The sequence below is a fragment of the Bacteroidota bacterium genome, from assembly GCA_019637975.1.
In the GTDB taxonomy this organism is placed as follows: domain Bacteria; phylum Bacteroidota; class Ignavibacteria; order UBA10030; family UBA6906; genus CAADGV01.
Map to the genome: position 1 here is coordinate 140,046 of JAHBUR010000008.1, position 22,376 is coordinate 162,421.

Here is a 22,376-nt window from a genome sequence, read left to right on the forward strand (position 1 = left end):
TCTAACGCTTCTTGATATCAGGCATGTTCTTCGCGAGCCTCGCTATAATTCCGCTTTGCGCTTTTTTGGGGTCAACTTTCTTGAGCGGTTCATCGCCATGCTGTTTGTTTATCCAAAACTGTTGACCGATCGATAACAGGTTGAACACAAAGTAATACAGGTTTAGGCCGGAAGGAAGACTGTTGAAGATGAGCATCATCATGATGGGCATGAGCCACACCATTGCCTTCTGTCTCGGATCCGTTACAGTTTGCTTCTGCTGAATGAACATTGTGATACACATTGCCAGGGCAACGCCGCTAATCTGGCTCATTCCAAACAAGGGAACAGTGAAGGGAAGGTGGACGATCGAGTCGGGAATGGAAAGATCCTGAATCCACCAGACAAAGGGAGATTGGCGAAGTTGAATCGTGGAACTGAACACATTGTAGAGCGCGAACAGAATAGGCATCTGGAGCAAGATTGGCAAGCAACCACCCGCCGGGTTGACACCATACTCCTTGTAGAGATTCATTATGGATTTGTTCATCTGCTCGGGATTGTCCTTGTATTTCTCGCGCAGCTCGGTCATCATCGGTTGGAGTTGCTGCATTCGCTTCATGGACTTCATGCTTGTTCTCGTAAGCGGGTGCAACACAATCTTGATGATGATGGAAAAAACGATGATGACAACCCCCCAATTGGAGATAAAGATATGAAGGAAATTGAACAGGGGTATTAACGCGTACTCGGTTATCTGTCGAATGACCACGGGGCCGAGGCTCATGATCCGGTCGAGCTCCCGGTCCATCGATTTTATCAAAGAGAAATCAAGCGGTCCGAGAAAGAGGGTGATTTTTGAGGCTTCGTTACTTGTTCCCTTGAACGGCATTTTCAGAGCAAGACTGTAGTTTTCCTTCTCACCCCTATCGGGCTGCAGCTCTTTGCTTCCCTCAATGAAGGCTCCCTGGCTTGTTCCGCGGTCGGGAAACATTGCCAGGGCAAAGTACTTGTTCCGTGCAGCTACCCAGTCGGTTACCCCCGTGATGTCCTTTTTGACCGTCTCAGACTCGCTGGTTGCATCAATCTCGGCTAGCTCGCCGCCCGACATCGCATACGCATGGGCCGAGTGGGATTCATCAATACTGTTTCGTTCGGCGTACGGAAGACCGTGTTCCCAGATGATCTGATACTCAAACCCCGAAACCACATCGGCAAAATTCTGAAAGAGATGCTCTACGTCAAGCTCATATGTTCCGTTTCTGAACGTAAAGCGCTTGACTATCCTCTTTCCGTCTTCAATAGGAAGCACAAAGTCAACCGAGAGCGTATCAGATTCTTGAAGGGTAACCGTTTTCCAAGAAGGTAACCGCGCTTCAAAGAAGAGGTTGCGGGTGTTGATCTGCTTTCCATCCTTCGAGAGAAATAGCAAACTGAAGTCTCCCCCTTTGTCAAAATCCACAAGTTGGACGGGATGCTGATTCCAGGTCTTGTATTTTGTCAGTTCCCACTTTCGAACCAATCCTCCCCTCGTTGTAATCTCTGCAGTGTAAAGGTCGGTCTTGACAATAAGGATTTTCTCGGTACCTGTTGCCCGGGAAGAAAAGAACCTGCCCAAGTCCTCCGAGGGCGCCTCCTCGGTACGGCCTGGCTGCGCTGCTTGTAGTGATGCTTGTCCTTGATCTGTTGCTGGTTGAGGAACATGCGCCGTATCCGGCATCGTCGCGCTATGCGGTGGGGGCGGGGGTGTATTCGCCCACATCCACACCATCAGCACAACGGCAATCAGCACAAATCCTATTGTTGCTTGTCTGTCCATTCAAAACATCTCCATAACGCGAATTCGATTCTGTTATCTACATCTAAGCCGGGTCATAGCCTCCGGGGTGAAACGGATGGCATTTGCCAATCCGCTTTATTGCAAGGGTTGTTCCCCGAAGTGCTCCGTGTTTCGCTAAGGCGTCGACGGCATACTGAGAGCACGTTGGGTGAAATCTGCACGTATTGGGCGGGAGCAGAGGAGAAATGAGAAACTGGTACAGCCGAACAATGAACGTGAGGAGTTTGGCCATGACTCTTGCCTACAATCTTGAGGTGATGAAGTGAACGAACTTACCAATATCACTCCGAACCTGCGACAATGAGACTCTTTCCACGGAAATGCCCTTTGAACCTTTATACGAAATCGTCATACCTAAACGCGTATTGGACTTTGCGAGAGAGCTATCCAGGTTTCCACGTTCTGCCAAAAACGCCTCCCGCATAAGCCGTTTGAGTCTGTTCCTTCGAACGGCATTGAGATTTCTGGAGGGAACTCTGAAAGCAACCTGGAATGGCTCATCGCATTGGTGCAGAAGGAGATACGAGCAGCGAAACAATCGTCCATCAAGCCGGTTTCCTGATTGCGCAATCCGTTTGAAGAGAGTTCTCCCGCGCAGGATTTCCGACTTCTTCAAACAACTATCTTTCGTCGCTCACGGTGAGTTTCTTGCGGCCCTTCGCTCTCCTGCGAGCAAGTACATTTCGACCGTTCTTGGTTGCCATGCGCTCACGAAAGCCGTGGGTATTCTTGCGCTTTCGTTTGTGGGGCTGGAATGTTCTCTTCATGGAAACTCCTGATCTTGCTGGTTACTCTCTGAAACGAAAAAAAGAGGGTTGCCGCGCATGGCAATCCTCATATTCCTCAGACCTACTGTACTGTGAACCTAAAGGTAACCAACATGTTAGCGAGATACAATAAAAATCTCGGCAGAAAAACGATTTTTAACTTGCTATGGGCGTTGTGATGTGTTATAATTTCGAACGACCTTCCTCCTATAGCGGTGTTGATAACTCGTGGATAGCGCCACGCTGATTCGCGGGCATCAGTGTCAAGAAACGTCGCTTTTCACATTGGAAAGTCCGAAACTTCTAACAGTTCTTCCTAATTGTTGAAATTCAATGAGTTACCGGCCAGGCGCTTGCTTCTTTTGGTGTTGATAACTGTTGAATAATCCATGAAAATTTCTGCCGCTATCTCTGAGAGTGAATAGCTTTGTGGAAATCTTCTGAATAGTTGTACATAACAAAACTTAAGGCTTATCCCCTATATCGTTATGATTGACATCTTAGAAACCACTGCTCATCCGACTGAGTTAGAGCAGGCACAGAGCGTATGGTCGGCATGCCTCAACATTCTCAACGAAAACGTTACCTCGCAGAGCTTCAAAACATGGTTTGAGCCGATTGTTCCCGTGAATCTTAAAGGCGGAACCCTCACCGTTCAGGTTCCCAGCCAGTTTTTCTATGACTGGATTGAAGAGCATTTCGAGGGAATGATAAATTCCACAATTACTCGAGTGCTTGGCAAAGACGCTTCCCTCACGTACGAAATCCTGAAGGAAGACACCCCGATTGAGGCCGAACAGGAGATCGTCCTTCCTCCGGCGACAAGAACAGAGAAGCGGACCTTCCCGCCCCAGCCGGAATCATTCAGATTGGGAAACGCACCGCCGGCAAGTTCCCGGCAAAACGACTCGGCGAACGGAAATTTCCAGACTTTCCTGAACCCGCGCTACACGTTCGATAATTTCATTAAGGGGGAGAGCAACCAGCTTGCAAGGGCTGCTGCCACCGCTGTTGCCAACAATCCGGGCGGCACGTCATTCAATCCTCTTGTGATTTATGGAGGAACGGGACTCGGAAAGACGCATCTCATTCAGGCTATTGGAAATTATGCCCAGGCACATAACAAAGCGCGCCGCGTCATCTATGTATCGAGCGAGAAATTCACAGTCGAGTTCGTCGAAGCAATTCAAAGCGACCGCATCAATGAGTTTGCCGCATTTTACAGAAGCATGGATATCCTGATTGTTGACGACGTTCAGTTCTTTTCCGGAAAGGAAAAGACGCAGGACAGCTTCTTCCACACGTTTAACGAACTTCACCAACTCGGCAAACAAATCATTCTCTCGTCCGACCGGCCGCCGAAAGAACTGAAGGGACTTGATGACCGCCTTCTCTCACGGTTTCAGTGGGGGTTGACTGCAGATATTCAGCCCCCCGATCTTGAAACCCGTATTGCCATCCTCCGCTACAAGAGCATGAACGACGGTATTGAACTTCCGGGTGAGGTGATTGAGTTTATGGCTGCCAATGTTACGACGAACATTCGCGAACTTGAGGGATGTCTTATCAGTTTGCTTGCCAAAGCCTCGCTGGAAGGAAGGGAAATCACGGTAGATCTTGCCCGCGAGGTTCTCAAGGTCGTAGTCGGCGATGTTCGTTCGCCTATTACCATCGAGGAAATTCAGCGAAACGTTTGTGAATACTTCAGCATTCCAGAAGACTTACTCCGCGCCAAAACCCGCAAGCAGGAAATTGTGAATGCACGCCAGGTAGCAATGTACCTTGCAAAGGAGCTGACGAACTCATCTCTGAAAACCATCGGACTTCATTTCGGCGGACGGGATCATAGCACGGTAATACACGCCTATCAGTGCGTCGAAGATCAAATGAAAATTGATACGAAGTACAAAACAAACGTCGATCAAATCAAACGCCGACTCGAATTACGGGGAAAAGTGTAGAAAAGCGTAATTCGTTCCTCTTCGGATGCAAAAACTTTGTGAGGCAACAAAATGCACTTTGATGCATGTTCACTGCCGTCATTCTGCACAGAGTATTGAATTAACTTCTTATATATATCTCTGAACAAAGAGAGTCTATATCACGTATAGGCTCTTTTCATTTTTGATTCTTCGGACTGTGCAAATGTTGTGTACTGATCTGTTGAAAATTCGTGAATCTGTGTAGAGAGTGTGTTGATGCCGATATTCATTCTTCCGAAAAGCACACACATATTACAGTAATGTTACATAAATCATTGTTATGCACATTCAATCAGTTGCTGAATTACTTGAACAAACCGTTTATGACCGCATGAGAATGAAAAACTAAGAGATAAAGAAATATGTTTTTTAACAAATTCACATCCCTTATTATTACTCTTACTTTATATATATATGGTACAATTTATAATTATCATTGCAGCCCGCATCGTAATTCTGAAGAACATATTCCTTTTTTTTGATTCTGTATTTCCTGTATCACTTTGTAAATTAACAACTTAGAAAGAAATCAGTGTTTTGAATTAAGCAAAATTTTGAGTAAATTTAACGGTTATTTGATGCCACCAAATTCTCTTCAATCTTCATTCCCAAGGAGATCACGATGAAATTCACCACTACGACAGGCGAACTTCAACGCATACTTGCAAAAGTCAGTGGTGTTGTTCCGACAAAATCAACAATGCCTATTCTTGAAAATGTATTGTTTGATTTGCTGAACAATCGACTTACGATAACGGCTACCGATCTCGAAATATCCCAGACTATTTCACTTGACGTAAAGGGAACAGAGGATGGGCGAGTGGCTATTCCGGCGAAGCGCCTGCTTGATACTATTCGCTCGTTTGGTTCAATTGATGATGTCATATTTACTGTGGATGTTACAGCAAGTAAAATACACATTAAAGTAGGTAAGGGAGATTTTACTCTGACGGGAGAGAATGCAAAAGAATTTCCCGTCATTTCTCCGTTTGAAGGAAAGACAGAAATATCTCTCGATTCAAATATTTTGAAGCGCATTATTCATCGAACTGTCTTTGCAGTGAGTACGGATGAACTTCGACCCGCTATGATGGGCGTATTATTTCAACCAAAGGATAAAGACCTGCGGGCAGTAGCAACTGATGGGCACAGACTCGTCAGGTACACTCACAAGATGAACAAAGCGTCTGATTTGAAACACGACATCATTGTGCCGGCTAAAGCGCTGAATATTGTTAATAAGTCGGTTGAATCGGGAACAGTAAAACTCACAATGAGTGATACACATGTGAAATTCAATTTCGATTCGACAGAACTTGTATCGCGCCTGATTGACGAAACATATCCTAACTATGAAAGCGTTATTCCGACGGAAAACGACAGAGCCATGACTGTTAAACGCGAGTCGATGATGGCGGCATTGAGACGCGTTGCATTGTACGCAAGTGCAACAACGCATCACATAAAGCTGTCGATGAAGAAGAATACGCTTACCATCAGTGCCCAGGATTTGGATTTTGGCGGTGAAGCAAAGGAGATTGTTGAAGCAGAATATGCGTCCGACGATTTGGATATCGGTTTTAACTCCACATATTTAGTGGATATTTTATCGCATCTTGAAGCCGAGCAAGTAACATTCAAATTCAGTACGCCGACACGTGCGGGTATTGTTTCTCCGTCGGGAGAAAATGCAAATGAGGATGTACTGATGTTGGTGATGCCCGTACGGCTCAACAATTGACAGCCCGGCGAAAGAATTTCGCTGACAATGAACGTTGAGTTTGTTCACCTGAAGAACTTCAGGAATCACGAAGATACAGTAATTGAATGCGGGGCAGGTATTAACGCCCTTTTGGGAAACAACGGACAGGGAAAGACCAATGTGCTGGAAGCAATTTCGTATTTGAGTCTCACCAAAAGTTTCTATGCTGCCGGAGATGCAACGGTTCTGCAAATCGGCAAAGATAGTTTCGAGATAGACGGGAAAATACAAACGGACGCACACATCGAGCATCGAATTCATGCTGCGTACAACCGGTCAGGCGACAAGTCGTTTACCATCAACGGAGCCAGGCCCGAAACGTTTGCCTCGGTCATAGGCCGTTTTCCCATTGTGGTGCTCTCCCCGGAAAACAACGCAATCACATTCGGCGGGCCGATGGAACGGCGGAAATTCATCGACCTGCTCCTGTCGCAAATCAGCCGCAGTTATCTTGAAGATCTGCTCGAATACCGGCGTATCCTGAAGCAGCGCAACCGGTTGCTTACCGAAGCTAAGGCGGAACACAGATATCCGGCCGGGCTTCTTGAACCTTGGACAGCGAGTCTTATTCATCATGGTGCACGCATTATCAACAATCGCAAAGCGTTTGTCCGCGAGTTCAGGGAGTATGTGAAGCGTGCATATTACAGTCTTGTAAGCAGTCCGGATCACCCATACGACGGAAACGAAGATCCATCCTTGCATTACGAGTCACTTCCGGGACTGGAGAATCTGACAGGCATCGACCCGATAATGGAAGTAATGAGAGATGAACTGGAAAGGAAGAACGTTGAGGAACGCCGGCGGGGCTCAACGCTTGTTGGACCTCACCGTGATGATCTCCGGTTGCGGATCAACGACATCAGCGTTCAACAGTATGCATCGCAAGGGCAGCACAAAACACTGTTGCTATCATTAAAAATTGCCGAGTTCTTTTATCTGAAAGAACACCGCGGCGAAGTTCCGGTTTTCCTGCTTGACGATGTTTTCAGTGAACTCGATGAAACCCGGTCCCAACTGCTGTTGAATACACTTTCTTCGCTCGGGCAAACATTCATCACAACAACAGAAGAGGGTGTATTTCACGACGCCATTTCGTGGAATCGAACAAACAGAAGGTTCCGGGTTGAAGCGGGTTCGGTCCGCCCTGCGTAGGGAAGATGTCCGGTAACAGGAGAACACATGGACAAGAGAAGTACAAGACGACAGCATCCTCCGCAGAAGACAAAACAGCAACCGGAGCCGTTCGCCTTGGCGCTCGACAAGTTCGTCAGGCAAGTGGGCATTACAAAGAAGATGAAGCAGTTCTCCGTTATCACGTCATGGGGGGAGATCGTAGGTCAGCAGATAGCCAGAGTGACTCAAGCAGAGAGAATCGACAACGGCATTTTGTTTGTCAAAACAGCAACAGCTCCGTGGCGCAATGAGTTGACACTGAGACGGCTGGAGATTTTAGAGAAGGTGAATGCTGCAGCAGGAGCCAACGTAGTCAAGGAAATCAGATTCCGGTAGAATAGTTCAGTAAGGAGTGCATGGCAAAGGACAAAGAGGAACAAAAGAAATACAGCGCAGACGACATCACAGTCCTCAAGGGCCTTGAAGCGGTACGACGCAGGCCCGCGATGTACATCGGCGACGTGAGTATACGAGGTCTGCACCATCTCGTCTATGAGGTTGTCGACAATTCGATCGATGAAGCGCTTGCCGGATTTGCAAAGAACATATCCGTGCGCATCAACAAAGACGGCTCGATCACCGTGATCGACGACGGGCGCGGAATTCCCACCGACATTCACAAAGAAGAGAAGCGTTCAGCCCTCGAAGTAGTCATGACTGTGCTGCATGCCGGTGGAAAGTTTGACAAGAACACCTACAAAGTATCGGGCGGGTTGCACGGCGTTGGCGTTTCCGTCGTGAACGCCTTGAGCGAATGGATGAAAGTAGAAGTCCGCCGCGACGGGAAGTTGTACTTCCAGGAATATCGCAAAGGCGACCCCGTCGCAGCCGTGAAGCATATCGGCAAAGCGGAAAACGGCAAGTCCGGCACAACCGTAACGTTCATGCCCGACGGTACGATTTTCAAGAACAGGACATTCAAGTTTGAAACAATAGCCGAACGTTTGCGTGAACTTGCGTTCCTCAACCGGACTGTTGTTCTCACGCTGAAGGATCTGCGTTCGAAGCAAGAACAGGAAGAAACATTCCACTTCGAAGGCGGCATTGTTGAGTTTGTGAAATACACGGATGCAACGCGTCCTGCAATTATGAAGAAGGTGTTCTACTGCGAGGGGAAGGACAAAGATGAAAGCGGACGCTGGGTTGAAGTCGAAGCGGCCTTCCAGTACAACGAACAGTACAGCGAAAACATCTTCACGTACGTCAACAACATCAACACACATGAAGGCGGCACACATCTCGTCGGTTTCAGAACCGCCATTACGCGGCAACTCAACAACTATGCGTACAAGAATAATATTCTGAAAGAAGGCGGCATCTCGTTGACAGGCGACGACTTCAAGGAAGGATTTACCGGCGTCATCAGCGCGAAGGTTCCGGAGCCGCAGTTTGAAGGTCAGACGAAAACGAAGCTCGGCAACAGTGAAGTCAAGAGCATTGTCGAAGGAATTGTCGGGCCGGCTTTGCAGAGCTGGCTGGAAGAAAACCCCGGTGATGCAAAACGGATTCTCGAGAAATCACTGCAGGCGGCGGAGGCACGCGAAGCAGCGCGAAAGGCCCGCGATCTCACACGTCGCAAGAACGCATTATCGGGTGGCGGGCTTCCCGGGAAACTCGCCGATTGTTCCATCAGCGACCCCGAACATTGCGAACTCTATTTAGTTGAAGGTGATTCGGCAGGCGGCAGCGCAAAGCAAGGCCGCGACCGGAGGTTTCAGGCAATTCTTCCCCTTAAGGGAAAAATCCTCAATGTCGAAAAAGCCCGTCTCCACAAGATTCTTGAGAACGAAGAAATCCGCAACATCTTCACGGCAATCGGCACGGGTGTCGGAGATCAGTTCGATCCCGAAAAAGTCCGCTATGGCAAAATCATCATCATGTGCGACGCGGACGTGGACGGCTCGCATATCCGCACTCTGTTGCTGACGTTGTTGTTCCGCCACATGAAGCCGCTGATCGAACTCGGGCACATCTACATCGCGCAGCCGCCGCTGTACAAAGTGAAGAAGGGAAAGCAGGAGTTTTACGCGTACGATGAAGAAGAGCGGGACGAGATTCTCAAACGTCTCGGCAACTCCAGGAAGGAAGAACCGAAAGCTGCGGAAGATGGCGAAGCGTTGCCGGAAGAAGGAGCCGTGGTGACGCCGAGCGGTGCCATCATCTCTCGCTTCAAAGGTCTCGGCGAAATGAACCCCGAGCAACTCTGGTCAACAACAATGAACCCGGAAACCCGCACCGTGCTTCAGGTAACAATCGAAAACGCCGCCGATGCCGACCGCACATTCTCCATTCTGATGGGAGATGAAGTGGAGCCGCGGCGCGAGTTCATCGAGAAAAATGCGAAGTATGTACGCAACTTGGATGTGTGACAGCATCTTGCGATAGTTCTATGGGTTTGTGGAGTTCATGGAGTTTACGTGGTGCAACGAAGGAGTGATGAAGTGAGAAAGAGAAATCGTAAGACGTTTATTCTTGCCGTCGAAGGTGATGATCCCGAGAAGGAGTTGGAGTTTGAGTTGGATTTTCAGGAGACGTTGACGACATCGGAACGTTTTCAAATGATGCTCGACGGAACGAAAAACTTACAGAAGATGTGGGCGCGCCATGGACATCGAAAGCATACTTCGATCCTTAAACGCACATAAGGTACAGTACGTCATTATTGGCGCGGCTGCGTTTCCTGCGCATGGGTACAGTCGTCCTACGGGCGACATTGATATCTTTGTTCGAGCAACACCGAAGAACGCGCAACGGACCCTTGAGGCACTCACCGCAGTAGGATATGACGTCGCAGACACATCGGTTGAAGAATTGTTGGAGAAGAAACTACTCTTCCGGCAGTATGCAGAAGCGCTTGACATTCATCCGCACGTGAAAGGCGCAGAATTCAAGAATGTGTGGTTAAGGAAAGTGACGGACAAAGTCGGCCAAACCAAAACGTACTTCTCCAGCCTGAATGACTTGATTCGGATGAAGGAGGCGGCTGGTCGCCCGAAGGACCTGCTGGATTTAGAAGTTTTGAGAAAATTGAAAGAGCGGAAGAAGCGGAAAAGATTCAGATGAAGTCGCATTCCGGGAATATGCTGGCAAACGCGGTAGTAGTGTGATGAAATCAAAACAAGACTGAAGTCATAGAGAACATAATGGCCACCCTCAACGAAAAAATAGTCCCCGTTGATATTGAAGATGAAATGAAGGGATCGTACATCGATTACTCGATGTCGGTCATTGTGGCGAGGGCGCTTCCCGATGTACGTGACGGGCTCAAACCCGTTCACCGCCGCGTTCTCTTCGGTATGCAAGAACTCGGCTTGGCGCCGAATCGTCCGTACAAGAAGTCGGCGCGTATCGTCGGTGAGGTGCTGGGTAAGTATCACCCGCATGGCGACACCGCGGTGTACGACACGATGGTTCGCATGGCGCAGGACTTCTCGATGCGCTATCCGCTGGTTGACGGACAGGGAAACTTCGGTTCTGTGGACGGCGATTCGCCCGCGGCAATGCGTTACACAGAAGCGCGCATGTCCCGCATTGCGGACGAGATGCTGCGCGACCTCGACAAGAACACGGTTGATTTCGCGCCCAACTTCGACGACACGCTGAAGGAGCCGACCGTTATGCCGGCGCTTGTTCCCAATCTTCTCGTCAACGGAACGAGCGGCATTGCCGTCGGTATGTCCACCAATATCCCTCCGCACAATCTGAGCGAAGTCATCGACGGCTGCATCGCGTACATCAAAGACGAAAGCATCACCAGCGAAAAGCTGATGAAGCATATCAAAGCGCCGGACTTCCCCACGGGCGGCATCATTTACGGATATGAGGGTGTGAAGTCTGCCTACCTGACCGGTCGCGGCCGCATCATTGTGCGTGCAAAAGCAAGTATAGAAACGGACAAGAAGGACCGGCAGAGTATTATCATCTCGGAAATTCCGTACCAGGTCAACAAGGCGACTCTTATCGAACGTATCGCAGATCTGGTGAACGAGAAGAAGATTGAAGACATCTCTGATGTAAATGACGAATCCGATCGCGATGGATTCCGCATCGTTGTCTCGCTCAAGAAAGACGCCAACGCGCAAGTTGTGCTGAACAATCTCTACAAGCATACGCATATGCAGACAACGTTCGGCGTCATCGTGCTGGCCCTTGTTGAAGGACGACCGCAGATTTTGACATTGCGCGAGATCATCGAGAAATTTGTCAAGCATCGCAACAATGTCGTCGTTCGCCGGGCGAAATACGAGCTCGATGCCGCCGAGAAACGTGCGCACATCCTTGAAGGCTTCATTATCGCGCTTGACAACATCGATGCTGTCATCAAGCTGATTCGGGCCTCGCGGGACTATGACACCGCGAAGAACGGCTTGATGAAGAAATTCAAGTTGTCCGAGATTCAGGCAAAAGCAATTCTCGATATGCGCCTCCAACGCCTCACCGGCCTGGAACGCAAGAAGATCGAAGAAGAATATCGCGAAACCATCAAGCTTATTGAACAACTGAAAGCCCTGCTCGCGAGCAAGAAGTTGCAAATGCAGCTGATAGAGAAAGAACTTCTGCAAATCAAGGAAAAGTACGGCGACGAGCGTCGCACCGAAATCGTGATGAAGGCGGAAGAGTTCAGCATCGAAGATACAATCGCCGAAGAAGAAGTGGTTATCACGATTTCCCACAGCGGCTATATCAAGCGCTTCCCGGTGAGCGGCTACCGGAGGCAATCGCGTGGCGGCAGAGGTTCGACAGGAGCGGGAACGCGCGAAGATGATTTCATAGAAGCAGTATTCATCGCTTCGACACACGAGCACATCATGCTCTTCACGGATCAAGGACGATGCTACTGGCTGAAGGTGTTTGAAATCCCCGAAGGCGGGCGCGCAACACGCGGAAAATCCATCGCCAATCTTATCTCCAAGGAAGCCAAAGAGACCATCGTTTCATACGTCGCTGTCAAGAATTTCGAAGAGAAATTGAATGTGTTGATGGTGACCGAACAGGGCATCATCAAGAAGACGGCACTCGAAGAATTCAGCAACCCGCGCAAAACCGGCATCGGCGCAATCGGCCTGGACAAAAAGGACAGACTCATTGACGTTCACCTGACCGACGGCAAACAGGATATCGTCATCGGTACGAAGGAAGGCGTTGCCATCCGATTCCACGAGCAGGAGGTTCGTGTAATGGGGCGAAGTGCAGGTGGAGTCCGTGCAATCAAGCTGGAAAAGGGCGATGCTGTTGTCGGTGCGGTGGTGTTGCGGCGAAGCGGCGCAACGATTCTCGTTGCAACGGAGGATGGCTTCGGCAAGCGCAGCGAAGTGGATGACTATCGCACAAGTCACCGCGGCGGCAAGGGTATCATCACGATGAAGACGACCGAGAAGACGGGCAAGATGATCGCCATCAAGGAAGTAGTTGACAAGGATGATGTCGTGATTGTGACGGGGAACGGCATTGTCATCCGGCAGCACGCGTCGGATATTCGCGTGGCGGGACGCAACACGCAGGGCGTTCGCCTCATCAAATTAGGCGAAGGAGACAAAGTCTCTGATGTTGCCGCAGTTCCTTCCGAGGATGAGGAACCGGCAAACGGAAATGGAAGTTCAGCCAAATCCGGAAGCGATAAGTCTGGGGAGAAGGAAGAGAGCGATCAACAATCACTTTTCGATGACGACAACGAAAAAAAAAATCTGAAGACAAAGAAGGGAACGAGCAAGGTGGAGGTTAAGGGGAGGGTGAAGATTCAGGAAAAGGTGAGGCCAAAGCCTGAAACACCGAAAGCGGGAGCAAAGAAGCCGGGCAAAAAAGAGAAGACAAAGACAAAACCGGCGAAGGTTATACCGCCGGCGAAGCAAGCGACAAAAGGAAAGCCGTCTGCCAAGGTCAGGAAAACCGCCGCAAAAGGGAGGAAGAAGTAGCAATCACCGATAGTTGCCGCCCCGCGCCGGACAATTTGTTGATGTCCTGGAAACGTTACGCCCACGGAGTAGGTTATTTGAGACGTTGACAATGACGAAGAGGAGATTTCATGGAAAAGACATCTGTTCGGTTGTTCGGAGGCACGGTTATTGGCTTGCTCGCGTATGCCTCAACATTCCTTGACGACACACTACGGCTCGCAATTGGTGCAGTACTCGCTCTGCCCTTTGTTGTGCTATTGATTGCCAGCCGCATCCAGCTTGGCAAGTCATTTGCAGTCAAGCCGGAAGCAAAGGGGCTTGTGACCTCGGGTCTGTACTCAAAAATCCAGCACCCCATGTATGTATTCCTCGATCTGTTTCTCATAGCAGTCATCATTGCCATAGGCTGGCCGCTTCTTCTGCTGGTTTGGTATGTGCTTGTAGTTGTTCAAGCGATTCAAAGCCGGAGGGAGGAGGCGGTTCTTGCAACCGCATTCGGCGCCGAATATCGGACCTACCAGAGTCAAACGTGGTTTTGAGTTGCAGGCTGAAAATACGGCTTACCCCCTTCTGCAAAAAGACTCACAGAAATAATCTGTTACTAGATTCAAAACGACTCATATGAAAACACTACTTTCACTCATAGTGTCGGCGTTGCTCGTTTCACTAACACACGCCCAATCAATCCAATCTCCTAACAACAAACTCACACTCACTTTTTCCCTTTCCGCCGAAGGCGAACCGATGTACAAACTCAACTTCGGCAAGAAGACCGTGATTCTACCAAGCAAGTTGGGAATTGAAATCAAAGAACAAACGTCGTTTGTGAAAAGTTTCAGGATCGAGAAGATGGAAACATCCCTCGTTGACGAATCGTGGGATCCGGTGTGGGGCGAAGTAAAAACGATCCGCAACAACTACCGCGAGCTGAAGGTGACGCTGGCGCAGATGACCACAAAACCCCGGACGATGGTTCTGGTATTCCGTCTGTACGATGAAGGGCTTGGCTTCCGGTATGAGTTTCCTGAACAGGAATTTCTCGATCATTTTGTCGTGACGGACGAGAAGACGGAGTTTCATCTCACCGGCGACCACAAGGCGTTTTGGATGCCCGGGGACTTCGACACGAATGAGTATGCATACAGCGAAACAAAACTGAGCGAGGTTGATGCGGAGATCGGCAGGAGGGTCGGTGAAATTTTCACGCGTTCGGTGATCAGCAAGGATTTTGTCCAGACCCCGGTAATGATGAAGTCTGCCGACGGACTCTACATCAACATATTCGAAGCCGCCGTTGTCAATTATCCGGCAATGTGTCTGCACATCAATAAAGAGAATTTCTTGCTGACGTCAGCCATTGCGCCCGACCCTGTCGGCAACAAGGCGTACCTGCAAACGCCGGCGCGAACTCCGTGGCGGGTTGTGTTCGTCAGTGACAAAGCCGCCGACATTCTCGGCTCGAAAATAATTCTTAATCTCAACGAACCGTCGAAGATACAAGACGTCAGTTGGATCAAGCCCATCAAATACATCGGCATTTGGTGGGAGCTACATGTGGGAAGATCGTCGTGGAACTATGCCGACGTGAACAACGTCCGTCTTGGAGAAACGGATTGGAAAAGCTTGAAGCCCAACGGCCGTCACGGCGCAACAACCGAACGGACGAAATACTACATCGACTTCGCCGCGAAGCACGGGTTCGACCAGGTTCTGGTCGAAGGATGGAATGTTGGGTGGGAGGATTGGTTCGGAAAATGGAAGGAAGAAGTGTTCGATTTCGTCACACCCTATCCCGATTTTGATGTTGACGAGTTGCAGAAATATGCCGCCTCGAAGGGCGTGAAGCTGATGATGCATCACGAAACATCGGCATCGGTGACGAACTACGAACGGAGAATGGATGATGCCTTCTCGTTCATGAACAAGCACGGCTACGACGCGGTGAAAACAGGCTATGTCGGCAAGATTATTCCCCGAGGCGAATATCATGACGGGCAATGGATGACGAACCACTATGTGCGCGTCGTGGAGAAGGCGGCGAAGTACAAGATCATGGTGAACGCGCACGAGCCTGTCCGCCCGACGGGTCTGCACCGGACATGGCCCAACTGGCTTGCCTGCGAAGCCGCACGCGGCAACGAGTTCAACGCGTGGAGCCAGGGGAACCCGCCGTTCCACGAAACCATTCTCCCTTTCACCCGCTTGCTTGGCGGACCGATGGATTACACGCCGGGCATCTTTCAAATCAAAATGAACTTCTACAATCCGGACAAGAAAGAACAAGTCCACACCACTCTCACAAAACAACTCGCCCTTTACGTTACGCTTTACAGTCCGCTGCAAATGGCCGCCGACTTGCCCGAGAACTACGAGGCGAAACTCGATGCGTTTCAATTCATCAAAGATGTTGCGGTGGATTGGGACGACACGAAGATACTTGAAGCGGAGCCGGGCGATTACATTACGATGGCTCGGAAAGCCAAAGGGAAGAATGAATGGTACCTCGGCGCCATCACGGACGAGAACGCCCGAACGGCAACCGCGCCTCTTTCTTTTCTCGATCCAAAACAATCCTACGTTGCCACAATCTACGCAGACGCCCCGGATGCCCATTGGGAGAAAAACCCGATGGCATACACAATCAACGGTTTTCTTGTCGATGCCAGGACGGTGCTGAAACTGAAGCTTGCCCCGGGCGGCGGCTCGGCTGTGAGCATCCGGCCTACAACTACCGGCGACCTGAAAGGCATGAAAAAGTACCCGTAATTCGGGGGTCTTCTTCAGCGAATGAGGCAACCATTCCACGCTTCCATTTGTTTGAGTGGTTAGACACGAACTCCCCTTTCGGGCGGAAAGAGAAGTTTCAAGTTCGTACCCACATCAAACAACTACTTCGGAGGAACAATGAGAACACGGGTTGCCCCCACTATTGCGTGCATCATCGTCCTGTTTCTGGCGGCGGGTGTTGCGTCGCGCGAAGCTCATGCACAAACGCAGGTAACGCTTGACGCAAGCAAGGATAATACATTGTACGAAGACCCGTCGGGATCGTTGAGCAACGGCGCCGGGCCTGGATTTTTTACCGGAAAGACCATTGCGGGAGCAATCAGACGCGGGTTGCTTGCGTTTGATGTTGCCGGCGGGATACCGGCAAATGCAACCATCACAAACGTGACACTGACACTGACTGTCACGCAAGCCCAAGCAATCGCACAGGTTATCGGCTTACATCGTGCATCGGCGGATTGGGGCGAGGGGACATCCATCGGAGGGGGAACGGGTGGCGGAGCCGGCGGCCCCGCGACAACAGGCGATGCAACCTGGCTGCACAGGTTCTTCAATACAACATTGTGGACAACACCCGGCGGCGACTTCGCCGCAACGCCGAGCGCGACATCGTCTGTTGGCGGACTCGGGACGTACACGTGGGCATCGACCCCGGCCCTGGTTGCCGACGTGCAGCAGTGGCTCGACACACCTTCTTCCAACTTCGGATGGGTGATTGTGGGGGGAGAGGGCGCATCGGCTACGGCGAAGCGGTTCGATTCACGCGAACACCCGACACCCTCCTCCCGTCCCAAGCTCGCGATCACCTATACCGGGCCGACAAGCGTTCCGCAAGAAACGCCCCACACCTTTGCGTTGCATCAGAACTTTCCCAATCCCTTCAATCCCTCGACCACGATCCGGTTCGAACTCGCGCAGCCGGGCCGCGCTTCATTGAAGATTTTCAACTTGTTGGGACAGGAAATTGCAACGCTTGTTGACGGGAATTTCTCCGCAGGCGCGCACTCCGTGGCGTGGGATGCGGCGGAGTTCAGCACGGGCGTGTACGTGTACCGGCTTGAAGCGGCAGGGAATGTCGCGACAAGGAAACTTGTGCTGGCGCGGTAGAAGGAATCGATGAAGAGCATAACAACCGCTGTGATCCTCCTCGTTCTGTTCAACCCGGTTCAGATGTGTGCTCAGATTGCATTGCCCCGGGAAGAACGTGTCATGGTCACGCTTGACGGTACTGTGACCACACAGGAATGGGAAAAGTCCCGCAAAATTGCTTTGACGGAAAACTACAGCCTGTATCTTATGGCCGACTCGGCGTGGTTATACATAGCGGCGCTTGGACCGGCACAGGCATTACCCTATACGGATATATTCGTCAAAACCGGTGCAGGGATTATCAACCTGCATGCATCAATGCAATTGGGCGAGCGGGTATTGCCCGAAGACAATTCGTGGGATGATACCAACCCCGCCTGGAAATGGGGCAACAATATTGATTGGACTGCCAACACGGTACGCTATGCAGCAGGTGTTTCGGACACCATACCCTTCCGCAACCAAATACGACCGTATGATGGCCAGGAGTTCAGGATATCCTTGAAGAAAACAGGAGTCGCGTTTTCCTTCTTCGTGCTCATCAGGGATTTTGTCGATGAGAAGGCGTTCGCAACTTTCCCGCTGCAAGGAACATCGCATGATCTCACGTCGTGGGAAAGAATATCTCTTGCTTCTGTTCACCCGCTGCCGATGAAGCTTTTCGCGGCAAAACTGAAAGTGAAAAACCTTGAAGCGGCTGCAGCATTCTATACCGGCGTTTTGGGATTCCGGCCCGACTCTTCAGTCCGCAACCCCGACGAACTCCATCTTGTCACGAATGCCTACAAGATAATCCTGCAGGAAGATACAACCGCACACTATCCGGACGGGAAAGCGCTTTCATCGGTAAGCATTTCCATGGCTCTCCGGAACATCGATAATTCCTATCAAACACTCAAATCACAAGGGGTAAGATTCTTCTCGGAAGAAAAACGCAAAGAAGGAGTCGGCTATTCCATGAAGATCTTCGACCCTTCCGGCAATCCCATTTCCATTATGCAACTCACTTACCCGAATGCCCCGGAAATACATGAGCCCTATATTTACAATTGCGGTTACTATGTTCCTTCCATGGATACGGCAAGGGAGTTCTACGCGAATGTTCTGGGATTTACGGAGCGTTCGGAACGATACCTGCCCGATGATATGCCGTTAGGCTACCGCGACGGTTCCTTTGCCTTTATGCTGCATCAGACCCGGCCCGAATTCGAACATGTAGTAACCCCCAATATGAAACTCGTTTTTCAAGTTTCCGACAGAATCGCATTCAAAGATATGCTGATGAAGAACACGGTTCATTTCTCGGAGAGCAAGGATATCATTACCATAACCGACAGAAGCGGAATTCAGACAGACATAATTTTCACGGAGTAATACTTCACCGTCTTGTTCTGAAGCGGTTGCGTTGTTTCTTTAAGATTATCGGAAGGGGCATCTTTTGGGATGCCCTTTCTATTTTCCGGCGTTGAGATTGGGCGAGGGAGTTGGTATCTTGACGTGGAAGACCATGACTATGGTGCTGTAAGTGCGCCATGGCAGCCAAAAGCCGTTACCCGGGTCGTTGGCAAACATGGCAGGTATGGCCTGAAAACAGAAATGACTATGCGTTCCCCGTCCACCGCCTCTGCGGCATCCTTACAAAGGCTTGTCGACCGGCTTGCATCAAGAAAACATATTCCCCATGCCGTCTTGGTGCTGGAGACCCTCGACCAATCATTCTCATGGTCCGGCGCAACAGGCAAGGCATTGCCTGACGGCACACCCATGACAACCAATACGCCGTACTTCATTGCCAGTATTGACAAGATCTTTGTTGCTGCCGTCATTCTGATTCTGCACGAACGTCGGGTTCTTTCGATCGAGCGTTCCATTGCGGAATATCTCCCGCCGGGAGTAATCAATGGGCTGCATCGCCTCAACGGTACCGACTACTCAGAACGAATCACAATACGGAACCTCCTGGGTCACACGTCCGGTTTGCCGGATTATTTGGAAGATTACCCGAAACGGGGCCCCAGCCTGGTTGAGCAATTGTTCAGCGGCGAGGACCGGGAACTCACAATGGAGACCATCCTCCGTGTTGTGAAAGAGCAACTTGAACCGCATTTCCCGCCGCAGGCCAAGGATGCCACAAAACAAAGAGTGCGGTACAGTGACACCAACTTCAAACTCCTTGCCGCAATTATTGAAGTTGTGTGCAATACACCATTGCCTCAAACGGTGGCGGAGATGATTTTCCTCCCGCTCAAGTTGCCCCATACATGGTATGCCGGATTCTCAGGACCGTCCGAACTTCCAAGCCCGCCGGCGATGCTTTGGGTGGGAGATCGGCCCCTGGACCGACCGCGTTTATTGCGTTCGCTTCACAGCATCTACAGCACGCCAAGTGATCAGGTTGCTTTTCTGCGCGCATTGGTTCAGGGCCGACTCTTCCAGAACGGGAGCACGCTTTCCTTAATGCAAGGTCGATGGAATCGCTTCGGTATCCCCCTGGATCGCGGTGCCTTGCGATCTCCCGGATGGCCCATCGAGTATGCTCTCGGCCTCAAGCGTTTTCAACTTCCGAGACTATTCGCGCCATTCTCGCCGATGCCATCCGTCATAGGACATACCGGATCAACCGGAACATGGTTGTTTTATTGCCACCAACTCAAGGTCTTCGTTGCCGGAGCGGTGAATCAAGCAACGGCAGGCGCTGTGCCATTCCGCCTGGTGCCTGAGGTACTGAGGATCGTGAGCCGAGATGTTACAAACGAGGAAAATGATTGATGAAAGCTATTGTCTGCACAAGATACGGACCACCCGAGGTTCTTACATTGAAAGAGGTTGAGAACCCCGTTCCCGGGAACAATGAAGTCCTGATAAAAGTACACGCAACAACAGTTACGTCGGGGGATTGCAGGGTACGAAGTCTCAACGTGCCTGCGGGTTTCGGGCTTATCTCGCGTTTGGCTCTTGGAGTCTCGAAACCGAGGCAACCCATCCTGGGAACAGAGCTTGCCGGCGAGATTTGTGCGGTCGGGATAGACGTTCGCAAATTCAAGATAGGCGACCGGGTGATCGCGTTCAGCGGTATCGCCATGGGCTGCTACACCGAATACAAATGCATGCCGGAAAACGGGCGGGTGGCATTGAAGCCGCCCAATCTTACGTTTGAAGAGGCTGCCGCGATTTCGTTCGGAGGAACAACGGCATTGGATTTTTTCAGAAGAGGAACACTGCAGAGCGGCGAACATGTACTCCTCAACGGTGCTTCGGGAGGAGTAGGCACTGCCGCGCTTCAGCTTGCCAAACACTTCGGCGCGGAAACAACAGCCGTGTGCAGTGCTGCCAATGCCGAATTGGCAATATCCCTCGGCGCAGCCCGCGTCATTGACTATACCAAAGAGGACTTCACCCGGAACGGCGAAACCTATGACGTTATTGTCGATACAGTCGGCACGGCTCCTTTCTCGCGTTGCAAAAGTTCGCTGAAAGAGGGAGGACGCCTTCTGCTTGTTCTGGCCACCCTGCCGCAGATTCTTCAAGTCCCGTGGGTGTCGGCAACGGGCAACAAGAAAATCATCGCCGGTCCGGCAGCCGAGCGGCGGAAGACGTACGCTTCCTTGCGGAACTCGCGGAGGCGGGAAGGTTCAGGCCTGTCATTGACCGGTGCTATCCGTTCGGGCGGATCGTCGAGGCCCACCGCCATGTCGACACCGGGCGCAAGCGGGGAAACGTGGTTATAACCATGGCAGCATGACCCGCGTTCTGTGCCGTTAAACAGCATTGATATGACCGACAACGTCGCCTCCCCGGTTGAGATTGGATGAGGGAGTTGGTATCTTGACGGAAGATATAAGCAACATAAACGCAATACTTCGTCTTATGTACCGTATTGGAACAATACACGCAATAGCAATTGCGTAGTTTCACTAGTTAAGCAACATTTGCGGCAACGGATTTCTCCCCGCTCAGTGGTCGCCAATGCGTGGGCGAGTAGTAAATGTACATCGACATATCCGTGAACCACCATAGATTTCTGTGCATTACAAGTCGTGCGTGATTTCGTTCACCTTTTTCATCATCAATCTTGGTATCAACAATTACATCTACATCGGGCAATCGTTCAGAACACTTTATCCAGTCCATCGCTTCTCCTTTGTAGCCGCAAACGTCGCTTAACAATACAAACCACGACGTTCAGGCTGTTATAGTTTTAGTTGACCTCACTCAATGCCCGCCTCGTTTATGTCATCCGATTGTGGCGGGCACTGCGTGGTTTTTTCACCGTTATGCGAAAGGCTCACAATGAATGACAACCTGAGAGATAAGGGAATACTCATCGTCGAAGATGAGGTGTCAATCTGTGAACTCTTGTACCTTGTGCTCAAGGAAAAAGGGTTTTCCAACGTCTACACTGTCCATGATGGGGTTGAAGCCCTGAGTATGCTCGACCAACACCCTGGGGAGATACACGTAATTCTACTAGACCTTGGCCTCCCAAGAATGGGCGGACTTGATTTGATGCGCCATCTAGTAAACGTACATATGTTCATTGTTGGGATAGTCGTTCTGACAGGTTACGCCAGTCCAGAGAACCGAGCAACATTTCAATCACTTGGTACATCAACCGTCATCGCCGCAAATTTTATTTCAAAACCTTATACCCCTGCGATCACTGACGAGATCGAGAAAACAATTGCTCTTGTAAGCAAGAAAAGAGCAGCTCAAGCAAATGTTCTCACCAACAGCCTGGCTGACAAAGTACAAACTCTAGAGCATCAAATTGTTGGGCTCAGTGAAAAAATCGACCGAATAACTCAGAGAATTCCTAACTTCACCGCACAGCTTGGTCTTGATGTTCTGCGAACTCTTCTTATTGGAATACTAGTAATCGTTTCGTTGTACTTCGGCCTCGGTGACATTCTGGTCAAAATCGTGAACCAACTTAAATGAGCCTTTCGCATAACAAATGCAAGCACGTCACTCTCTCATTTGGTAAGGCTCGGTTGGTTCAAGTGTTGGCTCCACAAATAGTGTTCGTTCATCGGCTCGCATCCCGACATGGTCGGGACCAAAAGAGCAAAAGCATAGTGCTCGCCGTGCGTGCTTGCTAAA

The 22,376-nt window shown here is 50.3% G+C and carries 19 protein-coding genes and 1 pseudogene; 15 read left to right on the top strand and 5 right to left on the bottom strand.

All coding sequences use genetic code 11. The annotated features are described in order from the left end of the window. Position 1: 1 nt before the first annotated feature. Genes yidC through rpmH form a run of 4 tightly spaced genes read right to left on the bottom strand, consistent with a single transcriptional unit; the run spans position 2 to position 2,586 of the window. Complete coding sequence (yidC, locus tag KF749_06310) at positions 2 to 1,798, bottom strand: membrane protein insertase YidC (GenBank protein ID MBX2990768.1); 1,797 nt, start codon at positions 1,796 to 1,798, stop codon at positions 2 to 4. A gap of 43 nt (positions 1,799 to 1,841) precedes the next feature. Further along, on the bottom strand, positions 1,842 to 2,051 hold the full coding sequence (gene yidD, locus KF749_06315) for a membrane protein insertion efficiency factor YidD (GenBank protein MBX2990769.1): 210 nt from the start codon (positions 2,049 to 2,051) through the stop codon (positions 1,842 to 1,844). Positions 2,052 to 2,060: 9 nt separating this feature from the next. After that, a complete protein-coding gene (locus KF749_06320; protein ID MBX2990770.1) occupies positions 2,061 to 2,435 on the bottom strand; it encodes a ribonuclease P protein component in 375 nt (124 codons plus the stop codon). A 4-nt stretch (positions 2,436 to 2,439) separates the two neighbouring features. Continuing rightward, a complete protein-coding gene (gene rpmH, locus KF749_06325) occupies positions 2,440 to 2,586 on the bottom strand; it encodes a 50S ribosomal protein L34 (protein ID MBX2990771.1) in 147 nt (48 codons plus the stop codon). Positions 2,587 to 3,074: 488 nt separating this feature from the next. On the opposite strand from rpmH, the gene dnaA reads away from it, so the two are divergent. The 14 genes and pseudogenes from dnaA to KF749_06395 all read left to right on the top strand — a co-directional run bounded on the left by dnaA (position 3,075) and on the right by KF749_06395 (position 21,018). Next, on the top strand, positions 3,075 to 4,547 hold the full coding sequence (dnaA, locus tag KF749_06330) for a chromosomal replication initiator protein DnaA (GenBank protein ID MBX2990772.1): 1,473 nt from the start codon (positions 3,075 to 3,077) through the stop codon (positions 4,545 to 4,547). A 643-nt stretch (positions 4,548 to 5,190) separates the two neighbouring features. Then, positions 5,191 to 6,309: a DNA polymerase III subunit beta gene (dnaN, locus tag KF749_06335; GenBank protein ID MBX2990773.1), complete on the top strand. Its 1,119-nt coding sequence runs from the start codon at positions 5,191 to 5,193 to the stop codon at positions 6,307 to 6,309. A 27-nt stretch (positions 6,310 to 6,336) separates the two neighbouring features. Continuing rightward, a complete protein-coding gene (recF, locus tag KF749_06340; protein MBX2990774.1) occupies positions 6,337 to 7,485 on the top strand; it encodes a DNA replication/repair protein RecF in 1,149 nt (382 codons plus the stop codon). Between the two features lie 27 nt (positions 7,486 to 7,512). After that, a complete protein-coding gene (locus KF749_06345; protein MBX2990775.1) occupies positions 7,513 to 7,842 on the top strand; it encodes a DUF721 domain-containing protein in 330 nt (109 codons plus the stop codon). 20 nt (positions 7,843 to 7,862) lie between these two features. Beyond that, positions 7,863 to 9,875: a DNA topoisomerase (ATP-hydrolyzing) subunit B gene (gene gyrB, locus KF749_06350; GenBank protein MBX2990776.1), complete on the top strand. Its 2,013-nt coding sequence runs from the start codon at positions 7,863 to 7,865 to the stop codon at positions 9,873 to 9,875. A 72-nt stretch (positions 9,876 to 9,947) separates the two neighbouring features. After that, on the top strand, positions 9,948 to 10,151 hold the full coding sequence (locus tag KF749_06355) for a hypothetical protein (protein ID MBX2990777.1): 204 nt from the start codon (positions 9,948 to 9,950) through the stop codon (positions 10,149 to 10,151). After that, positions 10,111 to 10,569 carry a hypothetical protein gene (locus KF749_06360; GenBank protein ID MBX2990778.1) on the top strand — a complete coding sequence of 153 codons (459 nt, stop codon included), beginning with the start codon at positions 10,111 to 10,113 and terminating at the stop codon, positions 10,567 to 10,569. Before KF749_06355 ends, KF749_06360 begins: the two co-directional genes overlap by 41 nt. Positions 10,570 to 10,649: 80 nt before the next feature. After that, a complete protein-coding gene (gene gyrA / locus KF749_06365) occupies positions 10,650 to 13,418 on the top strand; it encodes a DNA gyrase subunit A (protein ID MBX2990779.1) in 2,769 nt (922 codons plus the stop codon). A gap of 110 nt (positions 13,419 to 13,528) precedes the next feature. Continuing rightward, entirely contained in the window at positions 13,529 to 13,939 is a 411-nt protein-coding gene (locus tag KF749_06370) for a hypothetical protein (protein MBX2990780.1), read from the top strand. Between the two features lie 82 nt (positions 13,940 to 14,021). Beyond that, on the top strand, positions 14,022 to 16,166 hold the full coding sequence (locus tag KF749_06375; protein ID MBX2990781.1) for a glycoside hydrolase family 97 protein: 2,145 nt from the start codon (positions 14,022 to 14,024) through the stop codon (positions 16,164 to 16,166). A 138-nt stretch (positions 16,167 to 16,304) separates the two neighbouring features. Further along, the gene (locus KF749_06380; protein MBX2990782.1) at positions 16,305 to 17,294 is read left to right on the top strand and encodes a T9SS type A sorting domain-containing protein; all 990 of its coding nucleotides are present in this window, start codon (positions 16,305 to 16,307) and stop codon (positions 17,292 to 17,294) included. Between the two features lie 9 nt (positions 17,295 to 17,303). After that, on the top strand, positions 17,304 to 18,650 hold the full coding sequence (locus KF749_06385) for a hypothetical protein (GenBank protein MBX2990783.1): 1,347 nt from the start codon (positions 17,304 to 17,306) through the stop codon (positions 18,648 to 18,650). A 69-nt stretch (positions 18,651 to 18,719) separates the two neighbouring features. Continuing rightward, positions 18,720 to 20,045: a beta-lactamase family protein gene (locus KF749_06390; GenBank protein MBX2990784.1), complete on the top strand. Its 1,326-nt coding sequence runs from the start codon at positions 18,720 to 18,722 to the stop codon at positions 20,043 to 20,045. Beyond that, a pseudogene (locus KF749_06395) lies at positions 20,045 to 21,018 on the top strand (NAD(P)-dependent alcohol dehydrogenase). Before KF749_06390 ends, KF749_06395 begins: the two are co-directional and overlap by 1 nt. Before the next feature lie 176 nt (positions 21,019 to 21,194). On the opposite strand, the gene KF749_06400 reads toward KF749_06395, so the two are convergent. Beyond that, positions 21,195 to 21,407, bottom strand: a complete 213-nt coding sequence (locus KF749_06400) for a DUF551 domain-containing protein (GenBank protein MBX2990785.1) — start codon at positions 21,405 to 21,407, stop codon at positions 21,195 to 21,197. A 159-nt stretch (positions 21,408 to 21,566) separates the two neighbouring features. Between KF749_06400 and KF749_06405 the strand changes: the two genes are divergently transcribed. Next, complete coding sequence (locus KF749_06405; GenBank protein ID MBX2990786.1) at positions 21,567 to 22,214, top strand: response regulator; 648 nt, start codon at positions 21,567 to 21,569, stop codon at positions 22,212 to 22,214. The last annotated feature ends 162 nt before the right edge of the window (positions 22,215 to 22,376 follow it).

What these genes read in the sequence shown, in the direction of transcription:
- dnaN (MBX2990773.1), top strand. Translation starts at nt 5,191, where the DNA reads ATGAAATTCACCACTACGACAGGCGAACTTCAACGCATACTTGCAAAA.
- rpmH (MBX2990771.1), bottom strand. Translation starts at nt 2,586, where the DNA reads ATGAAGAGAACATTCCAGCCCCACAAACGAAAGCGCAAGAATACCCAC.
- KF749_06400 (MBX2990785.1), bottom strand. Translation starts at nt 21,407, where the DNA reads ATGGACTGGATAAAGTGTTCTGAACGATTGCCCGATGTAGATGTAATT.
- dnaA (MBX2990772.1), top strand. Translation starts at nt 3,075, where the DNA reads ATGATTGACATCTTAGAAACCACTGCTCATCCGACTGAGTTAGAGCAG.
- KF749_06385 (MBX2990783.1), top strand. Translation starts at nt 17,304, where the DNA reads ATGAAGAGCATAACAACCGCTGTGATCCTCCTCGTTCTGTTCAACCCG.
- KF749_06380 (MBX2990782.1), top strand. Translation starts at nt 16,305, where the DNA reads ATGAGAACACGGGTTGCCCCCACTATTGCGTGCATCATCGTCCTGTTT.
- recF (MBX2990774.1), top strand. Translation starts at nt 6,337, where the DNA reads ATGAACGTTGAGTTTGTTCACCTGAAGAACTTCAGGAATCACGAAGAT.
- KF749_06345 (MBX2990775.1), top strand. Translation starts at nt 7,513, where the DNA reads ATGGACAAGAGAAGTACAAGACGACAGCATCCTCCGCAGAAGACAAAA.
- KF749_06370 (MBX2990780.1), top strand. Translation starts at nt 13,529, where the DNA reads ATGGAAAAGACATCTGTTCGGTTGTTCGGAGGCACGGTTATTGGCTTG.
- gyrB (MBX2990776.1), top strand. Translation starts at nt 7,863, where the DNA reads ATGGCAAAGGACAAAGAGGAACAAAAGAAATACAGCGCAGACGACATC.
- KF749_06390 (MBX2990784.1), top strand. Translation starts at nt 18,720, where the DNA reads ATGCCCTTTCTATTTTCCGGCGTTGAGATTGGGCGAGGGAGTTGGTAT.
- yidD (MBX2990769.1), bottom strand. Translation starts at nt 2,051, where the DNA reads ATGGCCAAACTCCTCACGTTCATTGTTCGGCTGTACCAGTTTCTCATT.
- KF749_06375 (MBX2990781.1), top strand. Translation starts at nt 14,022, where the DNA reads ATGAAAACACTACTTTCACTCATAGTGTCGGCGTTGCTCGTTTCACTA.
- yidC (MBX2990768.1), bottom strand. Translation starts at nt 1,798, where the DNA reads ATGGACAGACAAGCAACAATAGGATTTGTGCTGATTGCCGTTGTGCTG.
- KF749_06405 (MBX2990786.1), top strand. Translation starts at nt 21,567, where the DNA reads ATGAATGACAACCTGAGAGATAAGGGAATACTCATCGTCGAAGATGAG.
- gyrA (MBX2990779.1), top strand. Translation starts at nt 10,650, where the DNA reads ATGGCCACCCTCAACGAAAAAATAGTCCCCGTTGATATTGAAGATGAA.
- KF749_06360 (MBX2990778.1), top strand. Translation starts at nt 10,111, where the DNA reads ATGGACATCGAAAGCATACTTCGATCCTTAAACGCACATAAGGTACAG.